The organism is Micromonospora sp. DT31 (assembly GCF_049841795.1).
In the GTDB taxonomy this organism is placed as follows: Bacteria; Actinomycetota; Actinomycetes; order Mycobacteriales; family Micromonosporaceae; genus Micromonospora.
Map to the genome: position 1 here is coordinate 332,377 of NZ_JBNCKZ010000006.1, position 23,072 is coordinate 355,448.

Consider the following 23,072-nt stretch of genomic DNA (forward strand, 5'->3'; position numbering starts at 1 on the left):
GTCAGACGCGCGCGCCGACCGGCGGGGCGGACGCCTCGGCGAACTCCTCCCGCGGGTCGTGCAACTGGCCCAGGGCGACCACCTCACGCTTGAGGAAGAACGCCAGCGTCCAGTCGACCACCACGCGCACCTTGCGGTTGAGCGAGGGAATCCGCGACATGTGGTACGTGCGGTGCATGAACCAGGCCGGCCAGCCGGTCATCTTGATGCCGTAGACCTGCGCGACGCCCTTGTGCAGGCCGAGGCTGGCCACGCTGCCCGCGTGCTTGTGCTTGTAGTCGACCGGCTCGCGCCCGCGGATCACGTTCACGATGTTGTCGGCCATCCGGGCCGCCTGCCGCACCGCGTGCTGGGCGCTCGGCGAGCAGTAGCTGCCCGGCTCCTTGGTCAGGTCCGGCACGGCGGCGCAGTCACCGGCGCTCCACGCGCCCTCGATCACCCGGTCGCCGTCGACCACCTGCAACGTCGGCCGGCAGGTGACCCGCCGCCGCTCGTCGCGCGGGAAGTCCGTGGCGTCCAGCATCGGCGATGGCTTCACACCGGCGGTCCAGACGATGGTGTCGGACGGGAAGCTGTCGCCGTCGGAGAGCTTCACGATCCCGTCGACGCAGGACTCCAGCCGGGTGTCCAACCGGATGTCCATGGCCCGCTTCAGCAGCTGCTGCACCGTGTACGCGCCCATGTCCCGGTCGACCTCGGGCAGCACCCGGTTGGTGGCCTCGACCAGCACCCAGCGCATCTCCTCCGGCTTCAGCTCCGGGTAGTAGCGCAGGGCGTCGCGGGCCATGTCCTCCATCTCGGCGAGCGCCTCGATGCCGGCGTAGCCACCGCCGACGAAGGTGAACGTCAACGCCCGGCTGCGGACCGCCGGGTCGGTGGTGGAGGCCGCCACGTCGAGCCGGTCCAGCACGTGGTTGCGCAGGAAGATGGCCTCACCGATGGTCTTGAACCCGATGCCCTGCTCGTGCAGGCCTGGGATCGGCAGGGTGCGGGAGACCGAGCCGGGGGCGACCACCACGTGGTCGTACCCGATCTCGCGGGCCGGGCCGCTGATCGGCTGCACCACGGCGGTCTTACGGTCGTGGTCGATGCGGGTGACCGTGCCGGCCACCACCGTGCACTTGCGCAACTCCCGCCGCAGCGGCACCACGGCGTGCCGGGGGGAGATGTTGCCCGCCGACGCCTCCGGGAGGAACGGCTGGTACGTCATGTGCGGCTGCGGGTCGACGACGACGACCTCGGCCTCACGGGAGCTCAGCTTCTTGGACAGGCGCAGAGCGGCGTACAGGCCGACGTGCCCGGCACCCACGACAAGGATCCGCTTCGGATTCACGTCATCCATCTTTCCCCGGCAGGCCCCGGTAATCCCGCTTGAGACCCCCTTCTGTGACGGAGCACAACCGGTGTGACCTGCACGACGTGCGTCGCGCCGGGTCACCTGCGACGCAGCAGCCACCCCAGGAGCGCGCTCATTCCCACCGCGACCAGCAACCCCACCACGGTGTACGCCTGCGAACCGTCGGTCCCGCCGACCCCGCCCAGCCAGGCCAGCACCACCCCGAGCACCGCGCTGGCCAGCACCACGCCACCGGCCCGCGCCAGCCACCGCAGCACCACGTCCGGATCGATCAGACCGTCGTGGGGCAGCAGCGCGGCGAGGCCGCACAGCGAGTGCGCCAGGTAGAGCAGCGCCGATACGGCGAGCAGTCGCCACAGCGCCGGCGGCCGGTCGAACCCGAGGGTGGCCAGCAGCCAGCCGCCGACCGTCACCAGCGCGGCGAACGTCGGCCAGATCCGCCGCGGCGCGACCGCCGGCAGCACCGCGACCACCGTCAGGATCAGCAGCGCACGCGAGGTCAGAAGCTGCACCGGGTACGCGAGCAGCAGGCCGGCCAGCACGGTGAGGAAGATCCCGCCGCGCACCAGCAGCGGCAGAGGGCTGACCCGGGCGGCGGCGTACCGCAGCGCCCGCACCCGCTCGACCAGGGCCTCCGTCACTGTGCCGGCCTTTCGTTCGCGCTCACCGGAACCCGGCCTTCGGGGCGGTCGCCAAGCGGGCCACGTCACGCAGCACCTCGTCGAGGCTGCCCGCGCCGGCCCAGCGCACCACCGGCACGCCGTGCTCGCGCAGCTGGGTGATCATCGTGTCCCGGTCCAGCCGCCACAGCCGGTACGCCACCTCGGCCCAGCCCCGATCCTTGGGCACCGGCAGCTCCGCCGGCAGCGTGTCCACCGCGACCACGAACCGCCCGCCCCGGGCCAGCCGGGCCAACATCTGCGCGGACCGCTCGTCGAGCAGCGGCGTGAGCACCACCACGAGCGCGTCGGAGGAGAGCAGTTGCGGGCCGAAGACCTGGTCGTACGGCTCGTACGGGGACGACTCCGGCTGCACGTCGAGCAGCCACTCCAGCACCGTCAGGTACTGCCGGCGACCGGTCCCCGGGCGCAGCCGCCGGGCGGCCGGACCGTACTCCAGCAGCGAGACCCGGTCCCCCCGGTGCAGGTAGTGCTCGGCGATCGCGGCGGAGGCCCGGACGGTGGTGTCGAGCACCGACGCCAGCCCGTTCACCCCGCCGGAGCGGCCCGCCTCGGCCAGCACGTCGATCAGCACCACCACCTCGGCGTCCCGGTCGGACAGGGTGGAGGCGACGTGCAGCTGGCGGGCCCGCAGCGACACCCGCCAGTCGATGCGGCGCAGCCGGTCGCCGGGGGCGAAGACGCGTACCCCGGCCAGTTCGCCGCCCTCCCCCGGCCGCCGTGACCGGTGCGCGCCGACCAGCCCGGCGGCCCGGGGCATCGCCTCGACCGCCTCGAACGGCTCGGTACGCGGGTAGACCCGGGCGCGGATCGCCTCGGTGATCACCGCGCGGGACACCAGCAGCCCGTCGGCGGCGGCGACCCGGACACCCGCCGGCCCGATCGGGTGCCGGCCCCACCGCAGCGCGGTGCCGGTCAGTTGCAGGTCGACGGCACTGCCCGCGGGTACGGAGGTGACGAACGGGCGGTCCGCCCCGCCGGAGCGGCTCACGTCCAGCCCGGCCCCGCCGAAGCCGACCTGTTCCACCCGCAGCCACCGGGACATCCGGGTCCGCACCACCACCATGTCGTACCCGACCTGGTCGGCGTTGGCCACCGCGACGGTGACGGCCAGCGGGGCACCCTCGACCAGGTGGGTGTCCGCGACGCCCAACTCCAGCTCGGGCGGCGCGGCGGGGCGGCGGCGCAGCGCGTACGCGGTGCCCAGCGCGAACGGGGTGGCCATGACCACCAGGTCGATCCGGCCGAGCAGCACGGCCGCGACCAGCAGCACGCCGGTGAGCAGCACGGCCCGTCCGAGCGCCCAGGTGGGCGCCCAGCCGCCGGCCTCGGCCCGGTCCATCAGTGTCCGGCGGCGTAGCTGGGCAGCGCGCCACTGGCCGGGGCGGGCGTGGACTCCAGCACCTCACCGACCACGAACGCCGGGTCGACCCGGCGTAGCCACATCTCCGGCCGCAGCGTGATCCGGTGCGCCAGCGCGGGCACCGCCACCGCCTTCACGTCCTCCGGCACCACGTAGTCCCGGTTGGCGAACACCGCACGTACCCGGGACAGCAGCAGCAGCGCCAGCGAACCGCGCGGGGACGCGCCGACAAGTGCGGAGGGGTGTTCCCGGGTGGCCGCGGTGAGGGCCACGATGTAGCGGCCGATCGAGTCCTCGACCACCACACTCTCCAGTGCGGCCTGCATGGTCCGCAGCGTGGCGGCGTCCACCACCGGCTTGATCTCGGCTTCCTCGCGGCGGCGGGCGAGCCGCCGACTCAGCACCTCCCACTCCTCGTCGTGGCTGGGATAGCCGAACGACACCCGCAGCAGGAACCGGTCGAGCTGCGCCTCCGGCAGCGGGTAGGTGCCCTCGTACTCGATCGGGTTCGCGGTGGCCAGCACGTGGAACGGCTCGTCCAGCCGGTAGGTCACGCCCTCGACCGAGACCTGCTTCTCCTGCATCGCCTCCAGCAGCGCCGACTGCGTCTTCGGCGGCGTGCGGTTGATCTCGTCGGCGAGCAGCAGGTTGGTGAACACCGGCCCGGCCCGGAAGGAGAAGTCGCCGCTGCTCTGGTCGTAGAGGAACGAGCCGGTCACGTCCGCGGGCAGCAGGTCCGGGGTGAACTGGAGCCGCCGGAAGTCCAGCCCGAGCGCCTGCGCGAAGCACCGCGCGGTGAGTGTCTTACCCAGGCCGGGCAGATCCTCCAACAGCACGTGGCCACCGGCGAGGATGCCGGCCAGCACCAGTTCCAGAGCGTCGCGCTTGCCGACCACGACGGTGCCGACCGCGTCCAGGACGGTGCGCGCGAGCCGGCCCACCTCGGCGGGGGCCATGCCCGGGTCCACGTCGTTCATCAGATCTTCTCCAGTTCGGCGACGATCGCCGCGAGGTCGCGCGGCGACGGGGGGCGACGGGCGGGGGTGTCGAGGAACGTCCAGAGCGGCTCGCCCAGCAGGGCGCGGGCCCGCCCCGGGTCGGACTCGCGGGTGACCCCGTGGCGCTGGCGCAGCCGCTCGTCGGCCAGCTCGCCCAGGCGGGGCAGGACCCGCTCGGTGAACCGCTGCGGGTTGTCGGCACACCAGTCCAGCGGTCGTTCCCAACCGTTGATGGCGGTCAGTACCGCGTCCTGGGCCGACCAGTTCCAGCTGCCGGGCTCCTCCCCGGCGGGGCTGCGGGAGCCGGCGCGGGGCGGTGGCGGGGGCGACAACGCGGCGGTGACCCGGCGTACGGCGAGCACGGCCAGCACCCCCGCCGCGATGATCCAGACCGGCACCCGCAGGCCGACCCCCCGAAACCCGGCCACGATCACCACGACGACGGCGGCGGTGACCGCGGCGGTCCGCAGCAGCCGGCCCGCCCGGCCGGCCCCGGACGGGCGCTCGGGTTCCCCGGCGGACTCCCCGCCGAACGAGAGCAGGTCGTCGATGCTTGCGCTCACGGGGTCTCCCCCGCCAGGCTGGTCAGTTCGCCGCGCAGCCGGCGCAGCGCGGCGCGGGCCTGGTCGCGGGTGCGCTCGTCGACGGGGTGGGTGGCATACCGGGCCTCCCGGTAGACGTGCGCGAAACCGTCCAGCACGTCGGCGCTGGCGACGGCCGGGATGCCGGCGGCCGGGTCGCCGCGCAGCAGCCGGCTGACCAGGTCGGTCGGGGTGTCACCCGCCTGCCGCGGCACGCCCGCGTCCTCGGCGGTCTCCTCCAGGCGCACCCAGCAGGCGATCACCGCGGTCCGTGGGTCGGTGGCGTGGTCGTCCAGTTCGACGAGTCCGGCGTCCAGCGCGGCCACCACCTCGCGGGCGGTGCCCTCGGCGGTACGCCGGGTCCGGCGCGTCGGCACCGCCCGGGTGGTGCGCCGCAGCGCGCCCCGCAGCACCGACCAGAGCACGTACCCGACGGCGACGGCGAGGACCGCGACCATGAGTGCCACGGCGACGACGGCCAACAGGTCGGGCACCCCGCCCGAGGCGGATTCGCCGGCGTCCCGGGGTTCGACCGCGATCGACGGCACCGCCTCCGGTGACGGATAGTCCGGCACGTACGGGATGGTGTCGGCTGCGGGCGGGATGTGGCTGGCCCCGATGGCGGAATGGCCGGCGGCGAGCGCGGCGACCGCGAGCAGCAGGGTCACCGCGGCGAGCGGCCACCACCTACGCAGCACGTCGAAGTCCATCCCACCGCCTCAGGTGTTCCTCAGTCCACCCCGGCCAGGTCTTTCGCCCGGGTGAACACGTCGTCCAACATCGCCGGCGTGAGCCGGCCGGTGAACGTGTTCTGTTGGCTGACGTGATAGCAGCCCAGCAACGCCGGCACGGACTCGCCGGACCAGTGTGCCCCATGACCGAACGCCGGTCGCGGTGTGGGCGGCGGTCTGCGGTACACCTGGCGCAGCACCGGCCACCACGCGGCCCAGGCGAACGCGCCGAGTGCGACCACGACGCGCAGCGTGGGGCGTACCAGTTCGACCTCGCGGTGCAGCCACGGGGCGCAGGTGTCCCGCTCGGCGGGGGTGGGTTTGTTGTCCGGCGGGGCGCACCGCACCGCGGCGAAGATGCGGGTGTCGCGCAGGGTGAGACCGTCGTCGGCGGAGACGCTCGTCGGCTGGTTGGCCAGCCCTGCCCGGTGCAGCGCGGCGAAGAGCACGTCGCCGGAGCGGTCCCCGGTGAAGATCCGACCGGTGCGGTTGCCGCCGTGCGCGGCCGGCGCCAGGCCGAGAACGGCGATCCGCGCGTCCTGGGGCCCGAGGCCGGGCACCGGCCGTCCCCAGTAGTCCTGGTCGCGGAAGGCGGCCCGCTTGACCCGGGCCACCTCCTCGCGCCACGCCACCAGCCGGGGGCAGGCGAAACAGTCGCTGACCGCGCCGTCGAGGTCGGCCAGGTCGGTCGCCCGCGCGGCGCGGGCGACCACCTCCTCGGCGGTACGCGTCTCAGCCAAGCTTCGCCCGGAACAGTTCCAGGGTGCGGGCCCAGGCGGTGGCGGCGGCCCGCTGGTCGAAGTGCTCCGGGCGGTCCTCGTTGAAGAACGCGTGCGCGGTGCCCGGGTAGTCGAACGTCTGGCAGGTGCCCCCGGCGGATTCGATGGACCGGCGGACGCTCTGCACCCCGTCGGCGGCGGACAGGCCGTCCGCTTCGGAGCAGTGGATGAGCGCGGCCTTACCGGCGTAGCCGGCCCAGCCGGCGTTGTCCGCCCCGTCGGCATTGTCCGCCCCGTCGGTGGCCATGCCCTCCCACGGCAGGCGCGGGTAGAACCCGGCGGTGGCGACGATGCGCTCGGAGAACGTGGCCGACCACAGGGCGAGGCTGGCCCCGGCGCAGAAGCCGGCGCAGCCCACCTTGCCGGCGACCTCCGGCCGTCCCGCCAGGTATTCGGCGGCGGCGGCGATGTCGCTGGCTGCTTCGTCCATCTGGGAGCTGTTCAGCATCAGCCGCGGCTCGGTCGGTTTGACGGCCGGGCCGCCGTGCCGGAAGTCGGGTGCGAGGGCGACGAAGCCGGCCTCGGCGAAGCGGTCGACGACGGCCCGGACGTGGGGCACGAGGCCCCACCAGTCCTGGATGACGATGACCGCCGGGCTGGCCGCACCGCCGGAGGGTATCGCGAGATACCCCTCGCTGATCCCCCCGGTGCCGGTGAAGCTCACCATTTCGCCCATGGACCCGTCCTCCTAGCGGTCAGTCAACGTTGGCTGGTCGCCCAGTGGCTGTTACGTGTCGGTAGCGTGCCACGCCGTCACCGGCCCGGGGAAGACGGAAGAACAGTGGCATTCACCTCCTGTCGACCCGCCGGACAGGTGTGTTCCCTCCCCGGCACGGCGGGCGGCTGGTGGTACGGCGCCTGTCGAGCTGAGTCGTTGACGACATCAGCTCGACAGGCGGCACCACATCGATGCTCCCCGACCTGGCCGGCGGGGCCCGCCCTGCCTCAGCGCGCCGGGGTTTCGGGCGTGGCGGCCCCCGTCGGCGCGGGCGGCAGGCCGGACACCGCGGGACCGGGCGTCGCGGTCGCCCCCGGACCGGGCGAACCACTGTCCGCGGGCGCGGGTGAACCGCTGGGCGCGGGCTGGCCGTTCGGGGCGGGCGGGCCGAACGGGGCCGCCTCGGGGCAGTACGGGTAGGCGTTGCGCGGCGCGGGCACGGCACCGGACCGGTCGAGGCAGTTCGGCCAACCGAGGCGGATCGGCACGCCGTTCTGGTCGAAGAGCTGGGCGTCGCGGATCAGCCGCCCCTGCTGGTCGTAGACGAAGACGTCCTCGATCATCTCGTGCCGGTGATCCACCGACGTCTGCTCGTAGTCGGTGTAGTAGCCGGTGCTGGCCTGCTGGTCCACTTCGGCGAGCACCACGACGGCGAGGACCAGGAGAGCGGCGGTTCCCCAGTGGTGCAGCCGCCGCGTCCACCCGGTGACGCCGGCGGAGCGACGGCCCCACCACATCGACGCGACGACCGCACCGATGAGCAGCAGCAGCCCCGCGGAGGTGTTGTCGCCGATCCGGGGCAGCAGGCCGGGCCGTCCGTCCACCACCGCGGCCACGACTATCGCGGCCAGCCAGCCGCGCAGCAGCCACCAGGCCGGACTCAGCGGGCGCAGGAAGTCACCCACGGTATCGTGCCCGAACAGCGGGCCGAGCTGCTTGTCGAGCAGGCGCACCTGGGTCACCGCCTGCTCGCGGATCTCGTCCAGCCGGTGCAGGCGTGCCGGTCGCCGGCCGGGCTCGGCCCCGGCGGCGGCGCGCAGCTCGGACGCGTACGCCTCGGGGGTGCCCAGCCGGTCCACCAGCGCGCCGTCGCCCTCGGCGGCCACCTCGGCGAGGTGTTCCGGCAGGTCCTCGGTCAACTCGTCACGGACCTCCGGCGGCAGGTCTGCGAGCGCGGCCCGCACCCGGTCGACGTAGTCCGTGATCTCCTGCCCAGTGACGGTCATGCCGCCATCCCCCGATCGTCGAGCAGTGCGTCCATCGTGGTGGCGAACGAGCGCCACGTCTTGCCGGAGCGGGTGAGCTGGTCACGGCCGGCGGCGTTGAGCGAGTAGTACTTGCGGTGCGGCCCGGATTCGCTGGGCACCACGTACGTGGTGAGCAGTCCGGCCGCGAACAGCCGGCGCAGGGTGCCGTAGACGGAGGCGTCGCCCACCTCGGTCAGCCCGGCCTCGCGCAGCCTCCGCAGGATGTCGTAGCCGTATCCGTCGTCGTCCTTGAGCACGGCGAGCACCGCCAGGTCGAGGACGCCCTTGAGGAGCTGCGTGGTATCCACGCTCAGCACAGTAGTACGCAATGCGTACTACCGTCAACGACACACCCCGGCCGGCCGGAACGCCGGCGCGGAAGGCTAGGCGAGGCTCCAGGCGATGCCGTCGAGGATGTCGTGCTCGGAGGCGACCACCGACGACAGGCCGGCCCGCTCCATGATCACCCGCAGCACGAGCGCGCCGGCACCGATCACGTCGGCCCGACCGGGGTGCATCACCGGGTGGGCCAGCCGCTGCTCGCGGCTCTTGCCGAGCAGATCCGCGGTCACCTCGGCCACCTGAGCGTAGGAGACCCGGGCGTGGTGGATGCGGCTCGGGTCGTACTCCCGGAGCCCCTTTGCCAGCGCGACCACGGTGGTGACCGAACCGGCCAGCCCGACGAGCGTGGCGGCGTCCCGGCCCGGCACGGCGGCGAGCGCCCGGTCCACCGCGGCGGCGATGTCGGCCTCGGCGGCGGCGACCTGCGCCGGGGTGGGCGGATCGCCGTGCAGGTGCCGCTCGGTCATCCGGACGCAGCCGATGTCCACCGAGATCGCGCCCCGCACGCCGCTCTCGCGGGTGCCCACCACGAACTCGGTCGAGCCGCCGCCGATGTCGACCACCAGGTACGGCGGTTCGGCTTCGGCGGGCAGGCCACGCACCGCGCCGGTGAACGACAGGCGTGCCTCCTCGTCGCCGGTCACCACCTCCGGCGGTACGCCGAGCGTGCGCTCCACCATGTCCCGGAAGTCACAGGCGTTGGAGGCGTCGCGGGAGGCCGAGGTGGCGCACATGCGCACCCGCGCGACACCCGACTTCTCGATCTCCGCCGCGTAGTCGGCGAGCGCCACCCGGGTCCGCTCGATCGCCTCCGGGGCGAGCCGGCCGGTCTGGTCGACGCCCTGGCCCAGCCGGACGATCTCCATCCGCCGGCTGACGTCGGTCAGCGGCGCCTGCGGCCCGGCGGACGGGTCGGGCAGGTCGGCGATCAGCAGTCGGATCGAGTTGGTCCCGCAGTCGATGGCGGCCACACGCTCACTCACGGCGCCCACCCTACGACAGGCCGCCCCGAACCCGCGCGAGCTCAGAGGCGCAGGAGCATGCGGGTGTTGCCCAGGGTGTTGGGTTTGACCCGTTCCAGGTCGAGGAACTCGGCCACACCCTCGTCGTACGAGCGCAGGAGCTGCTCGTACACCGGCTGCGGGACGGGGGCGCCGTCGATCTCGCGGAACCCGAACGAGCCGAAGAAGCCGGTCTCGAACGTCAACACGAAGATCCGGGCGATGCCCAGCTCCCGCGCCGAGTCGATCAGCTCGCCGACGATCCGCTGCCCGATCCGGTGGCCCCGGCACGACGGATCCACCGCCACCGTGCGGATCTCCGCCAGGTCCTCCCACATGACGTGCAACGCGCCGCAGCCCACCACCGTGCCGTCCGAGGTCACCGCCACCCGGAACTCCTGCACGTCCTCGTACAACGTCACCGTCGCCTTGCTGAGCAGCCGGCGATCGTCGGTGTAGGTGTCCACCAGCCGCCGGATGCCCCGCACGTCGGCGGTCCGGGCCCGGCGGATCGTGATCTGCTCGGCGGCGGTCATCTCACCGGTCCGTGGGCACGTCCACGCAGGGGCCGGCGGCCCACCACTTCTCCACAAGCGCCAGCGTCTCGTCGCCGAACGGGTTCACCCCGGGGCCGGCGCCCAGCGCGTGACCCAGGTGCACGTGCAGGCACTTCACCCGCCCCGGCATCCCACCGGCGGAGATACCGGCGATCTCCGGCACCTCGCCGATCGCCGCCCGACGGGTCAGGTAGTCCTCGTGCGCGGCCCGGTAGCGCGCGGCCAACTCCGGGTCCTCGGCGAGCCGGTCGGCCATCTCCTTCATCAACCCCGCCGACTCCAGCCGGCTGCACGCCGCCGTCGCCCGCGGGCAGGTCAGGTAGAACAACGTCGGGAAGGGCGTCCCGTCGGCCAGCCGGGGGGTCGTCTCCACCACGTCGGGCAGGCCGCACGGGCACCTGTGGGCCACCGCCCGGGTGCCGCGCGGCGGGCGCCCGAGCTGCGCGGCCACCGCCGCCAGGTCGGCCTCGGTGGCCGGCTGGCGTCCCGGCGGGGGTACGGAGTCAGCCGCCGGCTCCTGCGGTGGTACGACGCTCACGGGTTGTGCCTCTCGGAATTCGCTCACTTGTCGGCGCGCTCGGCGTTGGCCGCCTGCACGCTCGACCACAGGGTGTCGTACCAGGGCCCGGGCGTGGTCGGCGCGCCCGGTTTCGCGCCCTTCCCGGCGTCCCGGGCGGCCCCCTCCGGGTCGCGGAGCACCACGAGTGCCGTCTCGCCCGGCCGGACCAGGAAGAACCGTTCCCGCGCCTTCGTCTCGACGTAGGCGTCGTCCTTCCACTTGGCCGCCTCGGCGGTGAGGCGCTCGATCAGCCTGCGCTGCTCGGCCTGGGACGCCTCCATCCGTTCGATGTCGGCCTGCTGGTCCAGGTAGACCCGGACCGGGTAGGTGTACCCCAGCGCGAGCGCGATCAGCACCGCGAACAGCACGGTGGCCCGCCCGGTGAAGCGCCGGGGTTGGGGTGCGGTCAGCCGCTTGACCGGACCACCCGCGGCGGTACGCCGAGCCGCGGCGGGGCGGCTCGCCGGGCGTACCCCGTCGGTGGTCCGGGACGCGCCGGGTGCCCGGCCGGCGGCGCGCGCCTCGGCGCGGACACCGTCACGGGCGGTGGCCCGGACCCGGGCGCCGCCCGCCCGGCCGACCTGGCCGGGCCGGGCCGGCCGCCGGCCGCCCGGTGTGCGGCGCTGCTGCATCGTCACACCCCTCCCCGGAGCGCTGGCTCAGGCCGAACGGTAGCGCGGGAACGCGCCCGCACCGGCGTACCGCGCCGCGTCGGCCAACTCCTCCTCGATCCGCAGGAGCTGGTTGTACTTGGCGACCCGGTCGGAGCGGGCCGGCGCACCGGTCTTGATCTGCCCGCAGCCGGTGGCGACGGCCAGGTCGGCGATGGTGGTGTCCTCGGTCTCGCCGGAGCGGTGGCTCATCATGCAGCGGAACCCGGCACGGTGGGCCAGGTCCACGGCGTCCAGCGTCTCGGTCAGCGAGCCGATCTGGTTGACCTTCACCAGCACCGCATTGGCTGCCCGCTCGGCGATGCCCCGGGCGATGCGCTGCGGGTTGGTGACGAACAGGTCGTCGCCGACGATCTGGATCCGGTCGCCCAGCGCGGCGGTGAGGGTGGCCCAGCCGCTCCAGTCGTCCTCGGCCAGCGGGTCCTCGATCGAGACGATCGGGTAGTCACCCGCGAGCTTCGTGTAGTAGTTGCTCATCTCCTCGGCGCTCTTCGCGCTGCCCTCGAACGTGTAGGTGCCGTTGTCGAAGAACTCGGTGGCGGCCACGTCGAGCGCGAAGACGATGTCGGTGCCGAGCCGGTAGCCGGCTTTCTCGACGGCCTCGGCGATCAGGTCCAGCGCGGCGGCGTTGGTGGGCAGGTTCGGCGCGAAGCCGCCCTCGTCGCCGAGCCCGGTGGAGAGGTCCTTCTTCTTCAGCACCGACTTCAGCGCGTGGTAGACCTCGGCGCCGGAACGCACCGCGTCCCGGAACGTCGGCGCGCCGATCGGCGCGATCATGAACTCCTGGATGTCGACGTTCGAGTCGGCGTGCGCGCCACCGTTGAGGATGTTCATCATCGGCACCGGCAGCAGGTGCGCGTTCGGGCCACCCAGGTAGCGGAACAGGCTCAGCTCGGCGCTGCCGGCGGCGGCCTTCGCCACGGCCAGCGAGACACCGAGGATGGCGTTCGCGCCCAGCTCGCCCTTGTTGTCCGAGCCGTCGATGTCGATCATCTTCTGGTCGATCAGCCGCTGCTCGCTGGCCTCGTAGCCGATGAGCTGGTCGACGATCCGGTCCTCGATGTTGGCGACCGCCTTCTCGACGCCCTTGCCCAGGTAGCGATCGGAGTCACCGTCGCGCAGCTCGACCGCCTCGAACGCGCCGGTGGAGGCGCCGGACGGCACCGCGGCACGGGCGATCGTGCCGTCGTCGAGCCCGACCTCGACCTCGACCGTCGGGTTGCCCCGCGAGTCCAGGATCTCCCGGGCGACGATTCCCTCGATGGTTGCCACTGAGTCGCTCCTCGTTCGTGTGTTCCGGTCCGGATGGGCCGCGACGGTGCGGCTGAGGCAGGTGTTGAACGCAGCGTATCGGTCCCCGACCTTCGGTGCGGCGGTCGGGGCGGGCACCGAACCGCTGCACGAGACGGACATTCCCCCGATTACCGGTAGTCAACCGGCAACGGGTTTGCGATACGTTGCGTCAATCGACAAGGCTGGGCATCATGCCTGCCGCCTCGACGACTCTCCGCGTGCTCGCCGCCTCGGTCATCGCGTCGCTCTCGGTCACCGGCTGCCAGTCCCTGGACGACGCCGGCGTCGCGCTCGGGCGCTCCGACCTGGTCAACGACCTGGCCGCGCGGATGGACCGGGCACTGGAACGGACCTGGGCCGCCGAATACCAGCTCGGCGGCGGTCAGGTCGCCTCCGTCGCACAGACCAGGAAGCCCCTGCGCTCCTCGTACGCCTGGCCCGGCGGCAAGATCACGGTGACGCAGGAGTCGGTGACCCGGTGCGCGAGCACCACCGGCCGGACCTCCTGCACCGTGTCGCCGCCGCTGCTCACCGCCGGCAAGCCGTCGGTGATCGTCTACGACGAGGTACGCAAGCAGGGCCAGATCACCCCGCCCGCGGTGATCCGACTGCTCACCGAAGCCGCCCTGGCACCCGACGCGGTCATCGAGCAGAGCGACACCACGCTCGCCGGTCACCACGCCACCTGCGTCGACGTCAGCCACGCCGGGGAACGCTTCGCCGCCTGCGTCACGAACGAGGGGGTGCTCGGCAGCTTCACCGGCACGCTCGACGGCAAACCCGCCGAGATGACGCTGAGCCGCTACACCGAGACGGTCGAGGCGGCCTCGTTCGCCGTGCCGGCCGGTGCCGGCGTGGTGGACCGCCGCACGACCACGTCGTGACCGGGCCCGCCGGCTCCCCGCCCGCGTCCTCCCCCGGGCCGCCCGCCGTCGGCTTCCGGCCCGCCGCCGACCACGGCCGACCGCCGCACGTCGACGACGTGGCCCTGCCGGTGTCCGGCCGGAAACTGCTGACCGCGGACGACGGGCGGCCGATACGGGTCGGCACGCTGCCCGGTGACCTCGCCTGGGTGGCCGTCGGCACGCTCGACGGCACCCCGGCCTGGGCGGTCGACGTCACCGAACCCGAGTCGCTGCCCGGCCGGTGGCGCGGCTGGCGCGGCCTCGCCGCCGAACTGCCCGCACCGCAGGCGGACCTGGCCGGCCGGGCGCTGGCCGTGATCACCTGGCGGCGTACCCACAGGTGGTGCGGGGCGTGCCGGGCGGAACTGGCCGACGTGCCCGGCGAAACCGCGCGACGCTGCCCCGACTGCGGGCTGACCCTGTTCCTGCCGCTCACGGTCGCGGTGCTCACCGCGATCACCCGGCCCGGCCCGGCCGGCGGTGCCGGCGATCTGCTGCTGGTCCGACACACCTACGGGCCGACCGGGCTGTGGGCGCTTGTCGCCGGGTTCGTCGAGGCGGGCGAGTCGTTGGAGGCGGCCGTGCACCGGGAGACCGCCGAGGAGGTCGGCCTGACGCTCGGGCCCCCCACGTACGTCGACAGCCAGCCGTGGGCGTTCTCCGGGCCGGGCACGCTGCTGGTCGGCTTCACCGCCGAGGTGGCCGACCCGACCGCCGCACCCGTGGTCGACGGCACCGAACTGGCCGAGGCCCGCTGGTTCCCGGTGGACGCGCTGCCCGCCGAGTTGCCGCCCGCGTACTCGCTGTCACGCTGGCTGATCGATGCGGCGGTCCGCGGCGGACCACCGCGGGCCGGATAGCCACCGCCGTTCCGGCCGTCACAGTCCCAGCAGTGTCCGCAGGTGACGCGGCGGCGGGCAGTCGTGGGCCAGCATCGCGTCGTGCCAGTCGCGCACCGGCACGCCGTCCGGCCGGGCGGCGGCGATGTCGGCCATCTCGCTGTAGCCCACGAAGTAGGTGGAGAGCTGGGTGGAGGTGAGCAGCGCCCGCCGCCACTTACCGGCCGCCTCGCCCTCCTCCTGGAAACCGCGCCCGGTCATCAGCGCCATCGCCTCCGACTCCGGCAGGTCGTCGCAGTGCACGAGCTGGTCGAGCAACGCGTTGATGGTCATCCGCAACTGCATCTTGAGCTGCTGCAACCGCACCGGCAGCCCACCGAAGCCGAGCCCCGCCATCAACTCCTCGGTGTAGACCGCCCAGCCCTCCACGAACACACCGGAGTCGGTGAGCGCGCGCACCCGGGTCGGGCCGGCGTACCGCCGGGCGTGGGCGAGCTGGAGGAAGTGGCCGGGCATCGCCTCGTGCACGGTCAGGTTGCGGATCATGTGGTCGTTGTACTCCCGGTAGAACGACTCGACCCGCCGCGCCGGCCAGGCCGCCGGGGTGGGCGCGATGCAGTAGAACGTGGGCAGCGCCGCCGTCTCCAGCGGGCCCGGCGCGTCGCAGTAGGCCACCGCCACGCCCCTGGCGAACTCCGGCATCTCCTCGATGACGCACGGGTCGCCGACCATGCTGACCAGGTCGTGGTGCCGCACGAAATCGGTGGCCTCGTCAAGTGTGACCGAGGCGAGGCCGACCACTGTGGCGTCGTCCGGGTGCTCGGCGGCGAGCAGGTCCAACGCCCGGCGTACCGTCTCGTCGTCGGCCGGACCACCGACCAGCTCGACCGCCGCCGCGCGGATCTCCTCGGTGACCCGGTCGAGGTTCGCCCACGCGCGGCGCTGGACCTCGGCGGCGCCCAGCTCGGTGTCGAGCGTGTGCCACAGCCGCGCCTCCCAGCGCCGCCGGCCCAACCGCGGGTCGCGCCCCGGGCCGGCGTCGTCGGCCAGGCCACGCCGCAGCCACGCCCCGAACTCGTCGAGCGCGGCGGTCGCGGCGGTGGCCGCCGGGCCGACCCGGTCCCGCAACGCCGGCGCCTGGGCGAGCAACGCGGGCACCTCGTCGCGGACCAGCGCCGCGGTGCCGGCGAACTGCCCGACCGCCGTCTCCGCGTGGATGCGCGGCATGTCCCGCAGCGTCGCGCGCGCGGTCGCCAGCGCGTCCGGTACGGCCGACAGGCGCCCCGCCAGGTGGGTCAGGCGCTCCTCGACCGGGGCGTAGGGGCGGGCCAGCAGGGCGTGCAGCAGCGGCCCCGGGTTGTGGCGCAACGGATCCCACTCGTGGGCGCGGATCTCGGTGGCCTCGAACAGATCCCGGTCGACGAGGCTGGTGAGCAACGCGTGGTCGACGCCCTCCGCCACGTCCAGCACGTCCGGGTCGATCTCGGCGAGCGCGTCGGCGGCCTCCCTCAGCATCGCCTGGTCGGCGGAGAGGGCGTCGGCGGAGAGGTCCGGGAGACGGTCGTCGTAGCGGTGGTCACCGACACCGGTCGCGAGCCCGGGCCGGCTCTCCAGCAACGCCTCCACGATCCGCTCCGCCAGCGGCACGAACGACTCCATACCGGAACCCTACCGATCTCCGCCCCCCACCACGTCCCCCCACGCCTCCCCCGCCGCCCCACCCGCCCTTCACCCGCCCGCCCGCCCCAGATCTTGGTACGAAATGGCCCCCAGAGGGGCGTTTTCCTACCAAGATCCACCCGTTTCCCTCCACGCACCCCACTTCACGAGAGACGCAGGTGCCGCCCGGCAGGGACGAACGCGAACCGGTCCGGGTCACCCCCCTGAAGCGCGAGGTCGAGCCACCCACGTGTCACGGGCAGGGGGACACCACAGCCACCCGTCGATCTTGCAACCTCCGCCCGGGCAGAAGGGGCATCAGCGATATTTGTCGGGCGGTAAGCGCAAGATCGCGGGTAGGGCGGGAGAGGGCTCTTGCGCGGCGACACGTGTCACGCCGACCCGGTTTGTTGCGGGGCGCCGGGCTTGGGCGGAGTGCGCGGTCGCGAGCGACGGGGCGGCTGGAGCGGGGCAGGGCGGCTGGGGCGGGGTGGGTCAGGCGGGGTGGTCGGGAGTAGCGCGTTCGGCGGTGCGGACCGCCTCGGCGTACGCCAGGGTGGCGCGTCGCAACGCGGCCTCCGGGTCGATACCGGCCTGACGGGCGGCGGCGACCGTCGCCAGCAGGCTCGCGCCGAGCCGGGCCTCCGGGTCCACCTGGGACTCGGCCAGCGGCGGCGGCACCGCCAGACCGACGCGGCCGGCCCGGTCCAGGATCTTCGCGGCCAGCGCGAGCGCGGGTTGGGTCAGCGCGATGCCGTCCAACACCGAGTCCCGGGTCTTCTCGGCCCGCTTGATCCGCTCCCAGTTCGCCTCGATCTCCTCGATCGAACCGGCCGGCTCGCCGGAGAACACGTGCGGGTTGCGGCGCACCATCTTCTCCACCAGGGTCCCGGCCACATCGTCGACGGTCCAGCTCTTCCCGTCCGGCAGGTCCTCCGCCAACCGCGCGTGCAGCAGCACCTGGAGCAGCACGTCACCCAGCTCCTCGCGGAGCGCGTCGGTGTCGTCGGCGCTTATCGCGTCGTACGCCTCGTAGCACTCCTCCAGCAGGAACGCGGCGAGGCTGCGGTGGGTCTGCGCCCGCTTCCACGGGTCACCCCCCGGGGAGGCCAACCGGTCCATCACCTCGACCGCGTCGAGCAGCCGGGCGCCCGGCGGATCCCACGAGCCGTACATCAGCTCCAACTCGGCCAACCCTGGCTGGCGAGCCAGCCGCAGGCCCAGCTCACGGGCGAGCGTCTCGTCACCGGCCGGACCGGCCAGCCACACCGCGCCGCCGTGCGCGGCGGCCGCGTCGAGCAGGGCCTGGGTGGCGCCGCCGGCCACCACGTTCACCTCGGCACCGGTGGACCGCACCGCCCGGGTCAGCTCGCTCTCCGCACCCGCCAGCACCGGCGCGGAGCGTACGGCGTCCCAGGCCGCAGCGGTCAGCAGGCCGGCGGGCAGCCGGGGCGAGGTGACCAGCAGGACGATGCGCGCGCTCATGCTCAGGGCGCCGCCGACGGCTCGATCACCGGCACCGACTCGTCGGCATCCGGGGTGGAGATGTCGGTGACCGACGAACCCGACTCGCCCAGCGGCACGGAGATCGCCGCCACGTCGCCCTTGAAGCTGAGCAGCGGGAAGACGAGCGGGCGGTAGCGCGGGTTGACCGTGACGTCGTATCCGCCGACGGCGTCGGCGAGCGCCTTCCGGGTGGCCAGGGCGGACCGCAGCTGGGCGCCGTCGAGCTGCTGCGCGGCCTCGGCGTCGGACACGTCCGGGGGGATCGCCCCGGCGGACCGGCCGGCGGCGATCACCGCGGACAGTTCCTTCTCGGTGGGCGCGGTCTGCTCGCCGGCGGGCACGCCGGACAGACAGGTGTAGAACTCGGCCACCTTCCGTGGGTACGCCGCACCGGCGGGCAACCCGCTCTGCTGCGCGACCTGGTCCGGGGTGATCTGGCCCTGCGGCTGGTAGCCCTTCTCGGCGGACAGCTTCCGGCACACGTCCGTCAGCACCAGGGTGGCGACCACCTGCGACCGGGCCGGCAGCAGCGCGTCGGCCTGCGGGGCGGTGGCCGGCGAGGCGGCCAGCCCTTCGCGCACCTCGTCGAGGATCGAGGTGACCTGATCCTCGGTGACGCGCTGGTCACCGATGTAGGCGGCGACACCCGGCTCGGTACGGCATCCGGAGAGGGCGACGAGGCCGAGCGCCACGCTGGCGACGGCGACAAGACGGCGAGCACGCATGACGGTCACTCTCTCACGCCCCGTACGCGCCGAGGACGCCCCCCACCTCATCGTGCTCCCGCCGGGGCAGGGGCGACGGCCGGCTCGCCCAGCACGTCGGAGAGGAGCTGCCCGCACCACTGCAACAGCGCCTGGTCCCGCAGCGGCTCGCCGCCGACCCGGCGGGTGCTCGGCCGGGGCACGCTGACCTGGTCGAGCGCCGGCTTGTAGACCGAGTCCGGGTGGTAGCGCTTGAGGCGCATCTGCTTCGAGTCCGGCAGGGGCAGCGGGCTGAACCGGATGTGCTTGCCCTGCATCGACACGTCGGTGAGACCGTAGCGGCGGGCCAGCAACCGGAACGTCGCCACCGCGACCAGGTTCTGCACCGGCGCGGGCGGCTCGCCGTACCGGTCGGTCATCTCGGCCACCACCTCGTCCAGCCGCTCGGAGTCGCGCGCCTCGGCGAGCTTGCGGTACATCTCCAGGCGCAGCCGCTCCACGCTCACGTAGTCGTGCGGCAGGTGCGCGTCGATCGGCAGGTCGACCTTGACCTCGGTCTCCTCCTCCGGCCGCTCGCCCTTGAACGCGGAGACCGCCTCGCCGACCATCCGGACGTACAGGTCGAAGCCGACGCCCTCGATGTGGCCGGACTGCTCGCCGCCGAGCAGGTTGCCTGCGCCCCGGATCTCCAGGTCCTTCATCGCCACGTACATGCCGGCGCCCAGCTCGGTGTGCTGGGCGATGGTGGCCAGCCGCTCGTGCGCGTTCTCGGTGAGCGGCTTCTCCGGCGGGTAGAGGAAGTACGCGTACGCCCGTTCCCGGCCCCGCCCGACCCGGCCGCGGATCTGGTGCAACTGGGCCAGGCCGAGCAGGTCGGCCCGTTCCACGATGAGCGTGTTGGCGTTCGGGATGTCGATGCCCGACTCGACGATCGTGGTGCAGACCAGGACGTCGAACTCCTTCTCCCAGAAGCCGACCATCACCTTCTCCAGCGCTTCCTCACCCATCTGGCCGTGCGCCACCGCGACCCGGGCCTCGGGCACCAGCTCCCGGAGCCGCCGGGCCGTCCTGTCGATCGACTCGACCCGGTTGTGCAGGTAGAAGACCTGCCCGTCGCGGAGCAGCTCGCGGTGGACGGAGGCGGCCACCTGCCGGTCGTCGTACGCCCCGACGAACGTCAGCACCGGGTGCCGCTCCTCCGGCGGGGTGGCGATGGTGGACATCTCCCGGATGCCGGTGATCGCCATCTCCAGCGTCCGCGGGATCGGGGTGGCCGACATGGCCAGCACGTCGACCGAGGCGCGCAGCGTCTTCAGGTGCTCCTTGTGCTCGACGCCGAACCGCTGCTCCTCGTCGATGATGACCAGCCCCAACGACTTGAACCGGGCGGACGCCTGGAGCAGCCGGTGCGTGCCGATGACGATGTCGACGGTGCCGTCGGCGACCATCTCCAGCGTCCGCTCGCTCTCCTTCGGCGTCTGGAACCGGGACAGCTGGCGGATCGATACCGGGAACTGGCTCATCCGCTCGGCGAACGTGTTGTAGTGCTGCTGCACCAGCAGCGTGGTGGGCACCAGCACGGCCACCTGCTTGCCGTCCTGCACCGCCTTGAACGCCGCCCGTACCGCGATCTCGGTCTTGCCGTAGCCGACGTCGCCGCAGATCAGCCGGTCCATCGGGACGGTCTGCTCCATGTCCCGCTTGACCTCCTCGATGGCGGCCATCTGGTCGGGTGTCTCCTGCCAGGGGAACGCGTCCTCCAACTCGCGCTGCCACGGGGTGTCGGGGGCGAAGTTGTGCCCCTTGGACGCCTTGCGCGCGGCGTAGAGCTGGATGAGCTGGGCGGCGATCTCGCGTACCGCCTTGCGCGCCCGCGCCTTGGACTTCTGCCAGTCCGAGCCGCCCATCTTGTGCAGCGTGGGCTGCTCGCCGCCGACGTAGCGGGACAGCTGGTCGAGCTGGTCGGTGGGGACGAACAGCCGGTCAGCGGGCTGGCCGCGCTTGCTCGGCGCGTACTCGATGACCAGGTATTCCCGGCTGGCGCCGTTGACGGTGCGCTGCACCAGCTCGACGTAGCGGCCGATGCCGTGCTGCTCGTGCACCACGAAGTCGCCGGCCTTGAGCTCCAGCGGGTCGATGGTGTTGCGCCGCCGGCTGGGCATCTTGCGCATGTCGCGGGTGGAGGTGCCCCGGCCACCGGTGACGTCGTCGCCGGTCAGCAGCACGAACTTCGACGCCTCGTCGACGAAACCGGCGGTCAGGCAGCCGCACGACACGAGCACCTCGCCGGGGGCGGGCGCGGTGGGCACCTCCTCGGTCAGCCGGGCGCCCAGACCGGCGTCCCGCAGCACCTCGACGGCCCGCTGGGCGGGGCCGTGGCCCTCGAAGACCAACGCGATCGACCAGCCCTCACCGGCCCAGCGCTTCAGGTCGTCGACCACCCGGGCGGTCTCGCCGTGATAGAGCGGGGCCGGCTGCGCGGCCAGGCTCACCGCGATGGCGTCGTCGGGGGTGACGTCGACCTCGGTCGGCTCGTCCTCCCAGGGCTGCGGGGCCGACGGCGTCTGCGCCTCGACCAGCCCGAACGGCGCGAGCGTCCACCAGGGTTGGCCCAGGGCGCGGGCCGCCGCGCGTACCTCGGCCAACGTCTTGAAGGCGGCGGCGCCGAGGTCCACCGGGGCCTGGCCGCCGACGGCGGCCGCGGCCCAACTGGCCTGGAGGAACTCGTCGGAGGTACGCACCAGGTCGTGCGCCCGGGTGCGGATGCGCTCCGGGTCGCAGAGCAGGACGTGGGCGCCGGCCGGCATGCAGTCCACGAGCAGCTCCAGCGCGTCCGCGCCGATCAGCGCCGGGGCGAGTGACTCCATGCCCTCGACCGGGATGCCCTCGGCCAGCTTGTCGAGGATCTCGGCCAGTTCCGGGTGCTCGACGGCGAGCGCGGCGGCCCGTTCCCGCACCGCGGGGGTCAGCAGCAGTTCCCGGCACGGCGGCGCCCAGAGGTGCGCGACGCCCTCGATGGTGCGCTGGTCGGCCACGGCGAAGGTGCGGATCTCCTCCACCTCGTCGCCCCAGAACTCGACCCGGGACGGGTGCTCGTCGGTGGGCGGGAAGACGTCCAGGATGCCGCCGCGTACGGCGAACTCGCCGCGCTTGGTGACCAGGTCGACCCGCGCGTACGCCATGTCGGTGAGCCGGCGGGCCACCTCTTCCAGGTCGGCCTCCTCACCGGCGGCGAGCTGCACCGGCTCCAGATCGCCCAGGCCCTTGAGCTGCGGTTGGAGCAGCGACCGCACCGGGGCGACCACCACCCGCAGCGGCCCGGTGCGCCCGTGCGCGTCGGCCGAGGCGGGGTGGGCCAGGCGACGCAGCACGGCCAGCCGCCGCCCGACGGTGTCGGAGCGGGGTGAGAGCCGCTCGTGCGGCAGCGTCTCCCAGGACGGGAAGACCGCGACCTGCTCGGGCGGCAGCAGGCTACCCAGCGCGGAGGCCAGGTCGTCGGCCTCCCGGGTGGTGGCGGTGACCGCGAGCACCGGTCGACCCGCGCCGCCGGCCGGCTCGTCGGCGGCCACGGCGGCCACGGCGAACGGGCGCAGCGCGGCGGGGGCGGTCAGATCGAGGCCGTCGACCTGGGCCGCACCCGAGCGCGCCAGGTCACGGGCCCGGCTCAGACCGGGGTCGGCGAGGGCGGCGGCGAACAGACCGGCGAGCGTGCTCATGATCACTTCCAGACAGGCCGATTACCCCACGTCCAGCCGGACGGGGGGTTGTCCCCGTCAGCCTATCTCCACCCGCCGACGACCTCCCGCCGCTCACCCACACCCGTCAGCTGACCTCCCGGGAGAACCGGCGCACCGCCCACCCGGCGCCCACCGTGCCCACCGCGCCGACGATCAGCAACGCCCGGAGCACCCCGGAGTCGACCAGCCGGCCGGCGAACAGGGCCCGGGCCGCCTCCACCGCGTAGTACACCGGATTGAACTTGGCGAGCCACTGCAACCAGTCGGGCGCGAAGGCGATCGGGATGAGAATGCCGGAGAGCAGCATCAACGGGACGTTGGCGACATTCGCCAGCGACGCGAGCGTGGTCTCCGACTCCACCACCAGCGCGGCGGCGTACGACAGCGACGTGGCCACGAAGGCGACCATGGCCATCAGCAGCATGGTCAGCGCGAGCGGCACCACCCGCAGGGGCAGGCCGAACGGGATCGCCACGATCACCAGGATCACCGCCTGGGCCAGCAGCATGACGATGTCCCGGCCGCACCGGCCGAGCAGCAGCGCGGTCCGGCTCACCGGCGTGACACGCATCCGTTCGATGAGCCCGCTCCGCACCTCACTGACCAGGCCGATCCCGGCGAAGAGCGTGCCGAAGACGGCCACCTCGATGAAGATGCCGGGCAGGAACATCGCGTACGACTCGTCCTCGGACATCCGTAGCGACCGCTCCCAGAGCGGCCCGAACAATATGACGAAGTACAGCGGCTGGGCCAGTCCGATGATGCCCCACAGTCGCTGGCGACGGCTGATCAGCAGCGACTGCTGCATGATGATCCAGGTGTCTCGGGCGAGTCTCACTGCTGGT

The 23,072-nt window shown here is 73.2% G+C and carries 22 protein-coding genes; 2 read left to right on the forward strand and 20 right to left on the reverse strand.

All coding sequences use genetic code 11. The annotated features are described in order from the left end of the window. Window position 1: 1 nt before the first annotated feature. The 15 genes from ACLQ2X_RS13645 to eno form a co-directional block, all read right to left on the reverse strand. Entirely contained in the window at window positions 2–1,333 is a 1,332-nt protein-coding gene (locus tag ACLQ2X_RS13645) for an NAD(P)/FAD-dependent oxidoreductase (protein WP_425681365.1), read from the reverse strand. A 101-nt stretch (window positions 1,334–1,434) separates the two neighbouring features. Beyond that, window positions 1,435–1,998: a hypothetical protein gene (locus ACLQ2X_RS13650; RefSeq protein WP_425681366.1), complete on the reverse strand. Its 564-nt coding sequence runs from the start codon at window positions 1,996–1,998 to the stop codon at window positions 1,435–1,437. A gap of 22 nt (window positions 1,999–2,020) precedes the next feature. Further along, on the reverse strand, window positions 2,021–3,379 hold the full coding sequence (locus ACLQ2X_RS13655; protein ID WP_425681367.1) for a DUF58 domain-containing protein: 1,359 nt from the start codon (window positions 3,377–3,379) through the stop codon (window positions 2,021–2,023). Then, window positions 3,379–4,377 carry an AAA family ATPase gene (locus ACLQ2X_RS13660; protein ID WP_425681368.1) on the reverse strand — a complete coding sequence of 333 codons (999 nt, stop codon included), beginning with the start codon at window positions 4,375–4,377 and terminating at the stop codon, window positions 3,379–3,381. The genes ACLQ2X_RS13655 and ACLQ2X_RS13660 overlap by 1 nt, the downstream gene beginning before the upstream one ends. Beyond that, on the reverse strand, window positions 4,377–4,961 hold the full coding sequence (locus ACLQ2X_RS13665) for a hypothetical protein (RefSeq protein ID WP_425681369.1): 585 nt from the start codon (window positions 4,959–4,961) through the stop codon (window positions 4,377–4,379). Before ACLQ2X_RS13665 ends, ACLQ2X_RS13660 begins: the two co-directional genes overlap by 1 nt. After that, the gene (locus ACLQ2X_RS13670; protein ID WP_425681370.1) at window positions 4,958–5,689 is read right to left on the reverse strand and encodes a DUF4129 domain-containing protein; all 732 of its coding nucleotides are present in this window, start codon (window positions 5,687–5,689) and stop codon (window positions 4,958–4,960) included. The genes ACLQ2X_RS13665 and ACLQ2X_RS13670 overlap by 4 nt, the downstream gene beginning before the upstream one ends. 20 nt (window positions 5,690–5,709) lie before the next feature. Then, window positions 5,710–6,423 (reverse strand): uracil-DNA glycosylase, encoded by a 714-nt coding sequence (locus ACLQ2X_RS13675; protein ID WP_425681399.1) that lies wholly within the window; start codon window positions 6,421–6,423, stop codon window positions 5,710–5,712. 19 nt (window positions 6,424–6,442) lie between these two features. Continuing rightward, the gene (locus ACLQ2X_RS13680; RefSeq protein ID WP_425681371.1) at window positions 6,443–7,165 is read right to left on the reverse strand and encodes a dienelactone hydrolase family protein; all 723 of its coding nucleotides are present in this window, start codon (window positions 7,163–7,165) and stop codon (window positions 6,443–6,445) included. Window positions 7,166–7,434: 269 nt separating this feature from the next. Then, a complete protein-coding gene (locus tag ACLQ2X_RS13685; RefSeq protein WP_425681372.1) occupies window positions 7,435–8,433 on the reverse strand; it encodes an HAAS signaling domain-containing protein in 999 nt (332 codons plus the stop codon). Then, complete coding sequence (locus ACLQ2X_RS13690; protein WP_425681373.1) at window positions 8,430–8,762, reverse strand: PadR family transcriptional regulator; 333 nt, start codon at window positions 8,760–8,762, stop codon at window positions 8,430–8,432. Before ACLQ2X_RS13690 ends, ACLQ2X_RS13685 begins: the two co-directional genes overlap by 4 nt. 75 nt (window positions 8,763–8,837) lie before the next feature. Further along, window positions 8,838–9,767: an exopolyphosphatase gene (locus tag ACLQ2X_RS13695; protein ID WP_425681400.1), complete on the reverse strand. Its 930-nt coding sequence runs from the start codon at window positions 9,765–9,767 to the stop codon at window positions 8,838–8,840. A gap of 53 nt (window positions 9,768–9,820) precedes the next feature. Further along, entirely contained in the window at window positions 9,821–10,333 is a 513-nt protein-coding gene (locus tag ACLQ2X_RS13700) for an amino-acid N-acetyltransferase (RefSeq protein WP_425681374.1), read from the reverse strand. 1 nt (window position 10,334) lies between these two features. Further along, window positions 10,335–10,892, reverse strand: coding sequence for a DUF501 domain-containing protein (locus ACLQ2X_RS13705; protein WP_425681375.1), 558 nt, complete (start codon window positions 10,890–10,892; stop codon window positions 10,335–10,337). 23 nt (window positions 10,893–10,915) lie between these two features. After that, on the reverse strand, window positions 10,916–11,545 hold the full coding sequence (locus ACLQ2X_RS13710; RefSeq protein WP_425681401.1) for an FtsB family cell division protein: 630 nt from the start codon (window positions 11,543–11,545) through the stop codon (window positions 10,916–10,918). A gap of 27 nt (window positions 11,546–11,572) precedes the next feature. Further along, window positions 11,573–12,856 (reverse strand): phosphopyruvate hydratase, encoded by a 1,284-nt coding sequence (eno, locus tag ACLQ2X_RS13715; protein ID WP_425681376.1) that lies wholly within the window; start codon window positions 12,854–12,856, stop codon window positions 11,573–11,575. Between the two features lie 212 nt (window positions 12,857–13,068). On the opposite strand from eno, the gene ACLQ2X_RS13720 reads away from it, so the two are divergent. Beyond that, window positions 13,069–13,761 carry a hypothetical protein gene (locus ACLQ2X_RS13720; protein WP_425681377.1) on the forward strand — a complete coding sequence of 231 codons (693 nt, stop codon included), beginning with the start codon at window positions 13,069–13,071 and terminating at the stop codon, window positions 13,759–13,761. After that, a complete protein-coding gene (locus ACLQ2X_RS13725; RefSeq protein WP_425681378.1) occupies window positions 13,758–14,642 on the forward strand; it encodes an NAD(+) diphosphatase in 885 nt (294 codons plus the stop codon). The genes ACLQ2X_RS13720 and ACLQ2X_RS13725 overlap by 4 nt, the downstream gene beginning before the upstream one ends. An 18-nt stretch (window positions 14,643–14,660) precedes the next feature. Here ACLQ2X_RS13725 and ACLQ2X_RS13730 read toward each other — a convergent pair whose 3' ends face one another. The 5 genes from ACLQ2X_RS13730 to ACLQ2X_RS13750 form a co-directional block, all read right to left on the reverse strand. Beyond that, on the reverse strand, window positions 14,661–16,280 hold the full coding sequence (locus ACLQ2X_RS13730) for a DUF885 domain-containing protein (protein WP_425681379.1): 1,620 nt from the start codon (window positions 16,278–16,280) through the stop codon (window positions 14,661–14,663). 495 nt (window positions 16,281–16,775) lie between these two features. Further along, window positions 16,776–17,765: a nucleoside triphosphate pyrophosphohydrolase gene (locus tag ACLQ2X_RS13735; protein ID WP_425681380.1), complete on the reverse strand. Its 990-nt coding sequence runs from the start codon at window positions 17,763–17,765 to the stop codon at window positions 16,776–16,778. Between the two features lie 2 nt (window positions 17,766–17,767). Then, the gene (locus ACLQ2X_RS13740; RefSeq protein ID WP_425681381.1) at window positions 17,768–18,511 is read right to left on the reverse strand and encodes a hypothetical protein; all 744 of its coding nucleotides are present in this window, start codon (window positions 18,509–18,511) and stop codon (window positions 17,768–17,770) included. A 47-nt stretch (window positions 18,512–18,558) separates the two neighbouring features. Continuing rightward, window positions 18,559–22,206, reverse strand: coding sequence for a transcription-repair coupling factor (gene mfd, locus ACLQ2X_RS13745; RefSeq protein WP_425681382.1), 3,648 nt, complete (start codon window positions 22,204–22,206; stop codon window positions 18,559–18,561). A gap of 106 nt (window positions 22,207–22,312) precedes the next feature. Then, window positions 22,313–23,065 carry an ABC transporter permease gene (locus ACLQ2X_RS13750; protein ID WP_425681383.1) on the reverse strand — a complete coding sequence of 251 codons (753 nt, stop codon included), beginning with the start codon at window positions 23,063–23,065 and terminating at the stop codon, window positions 22,313–22,315. Window positions 23,066–23,072 lie beyond the last annotated feature (7 nt).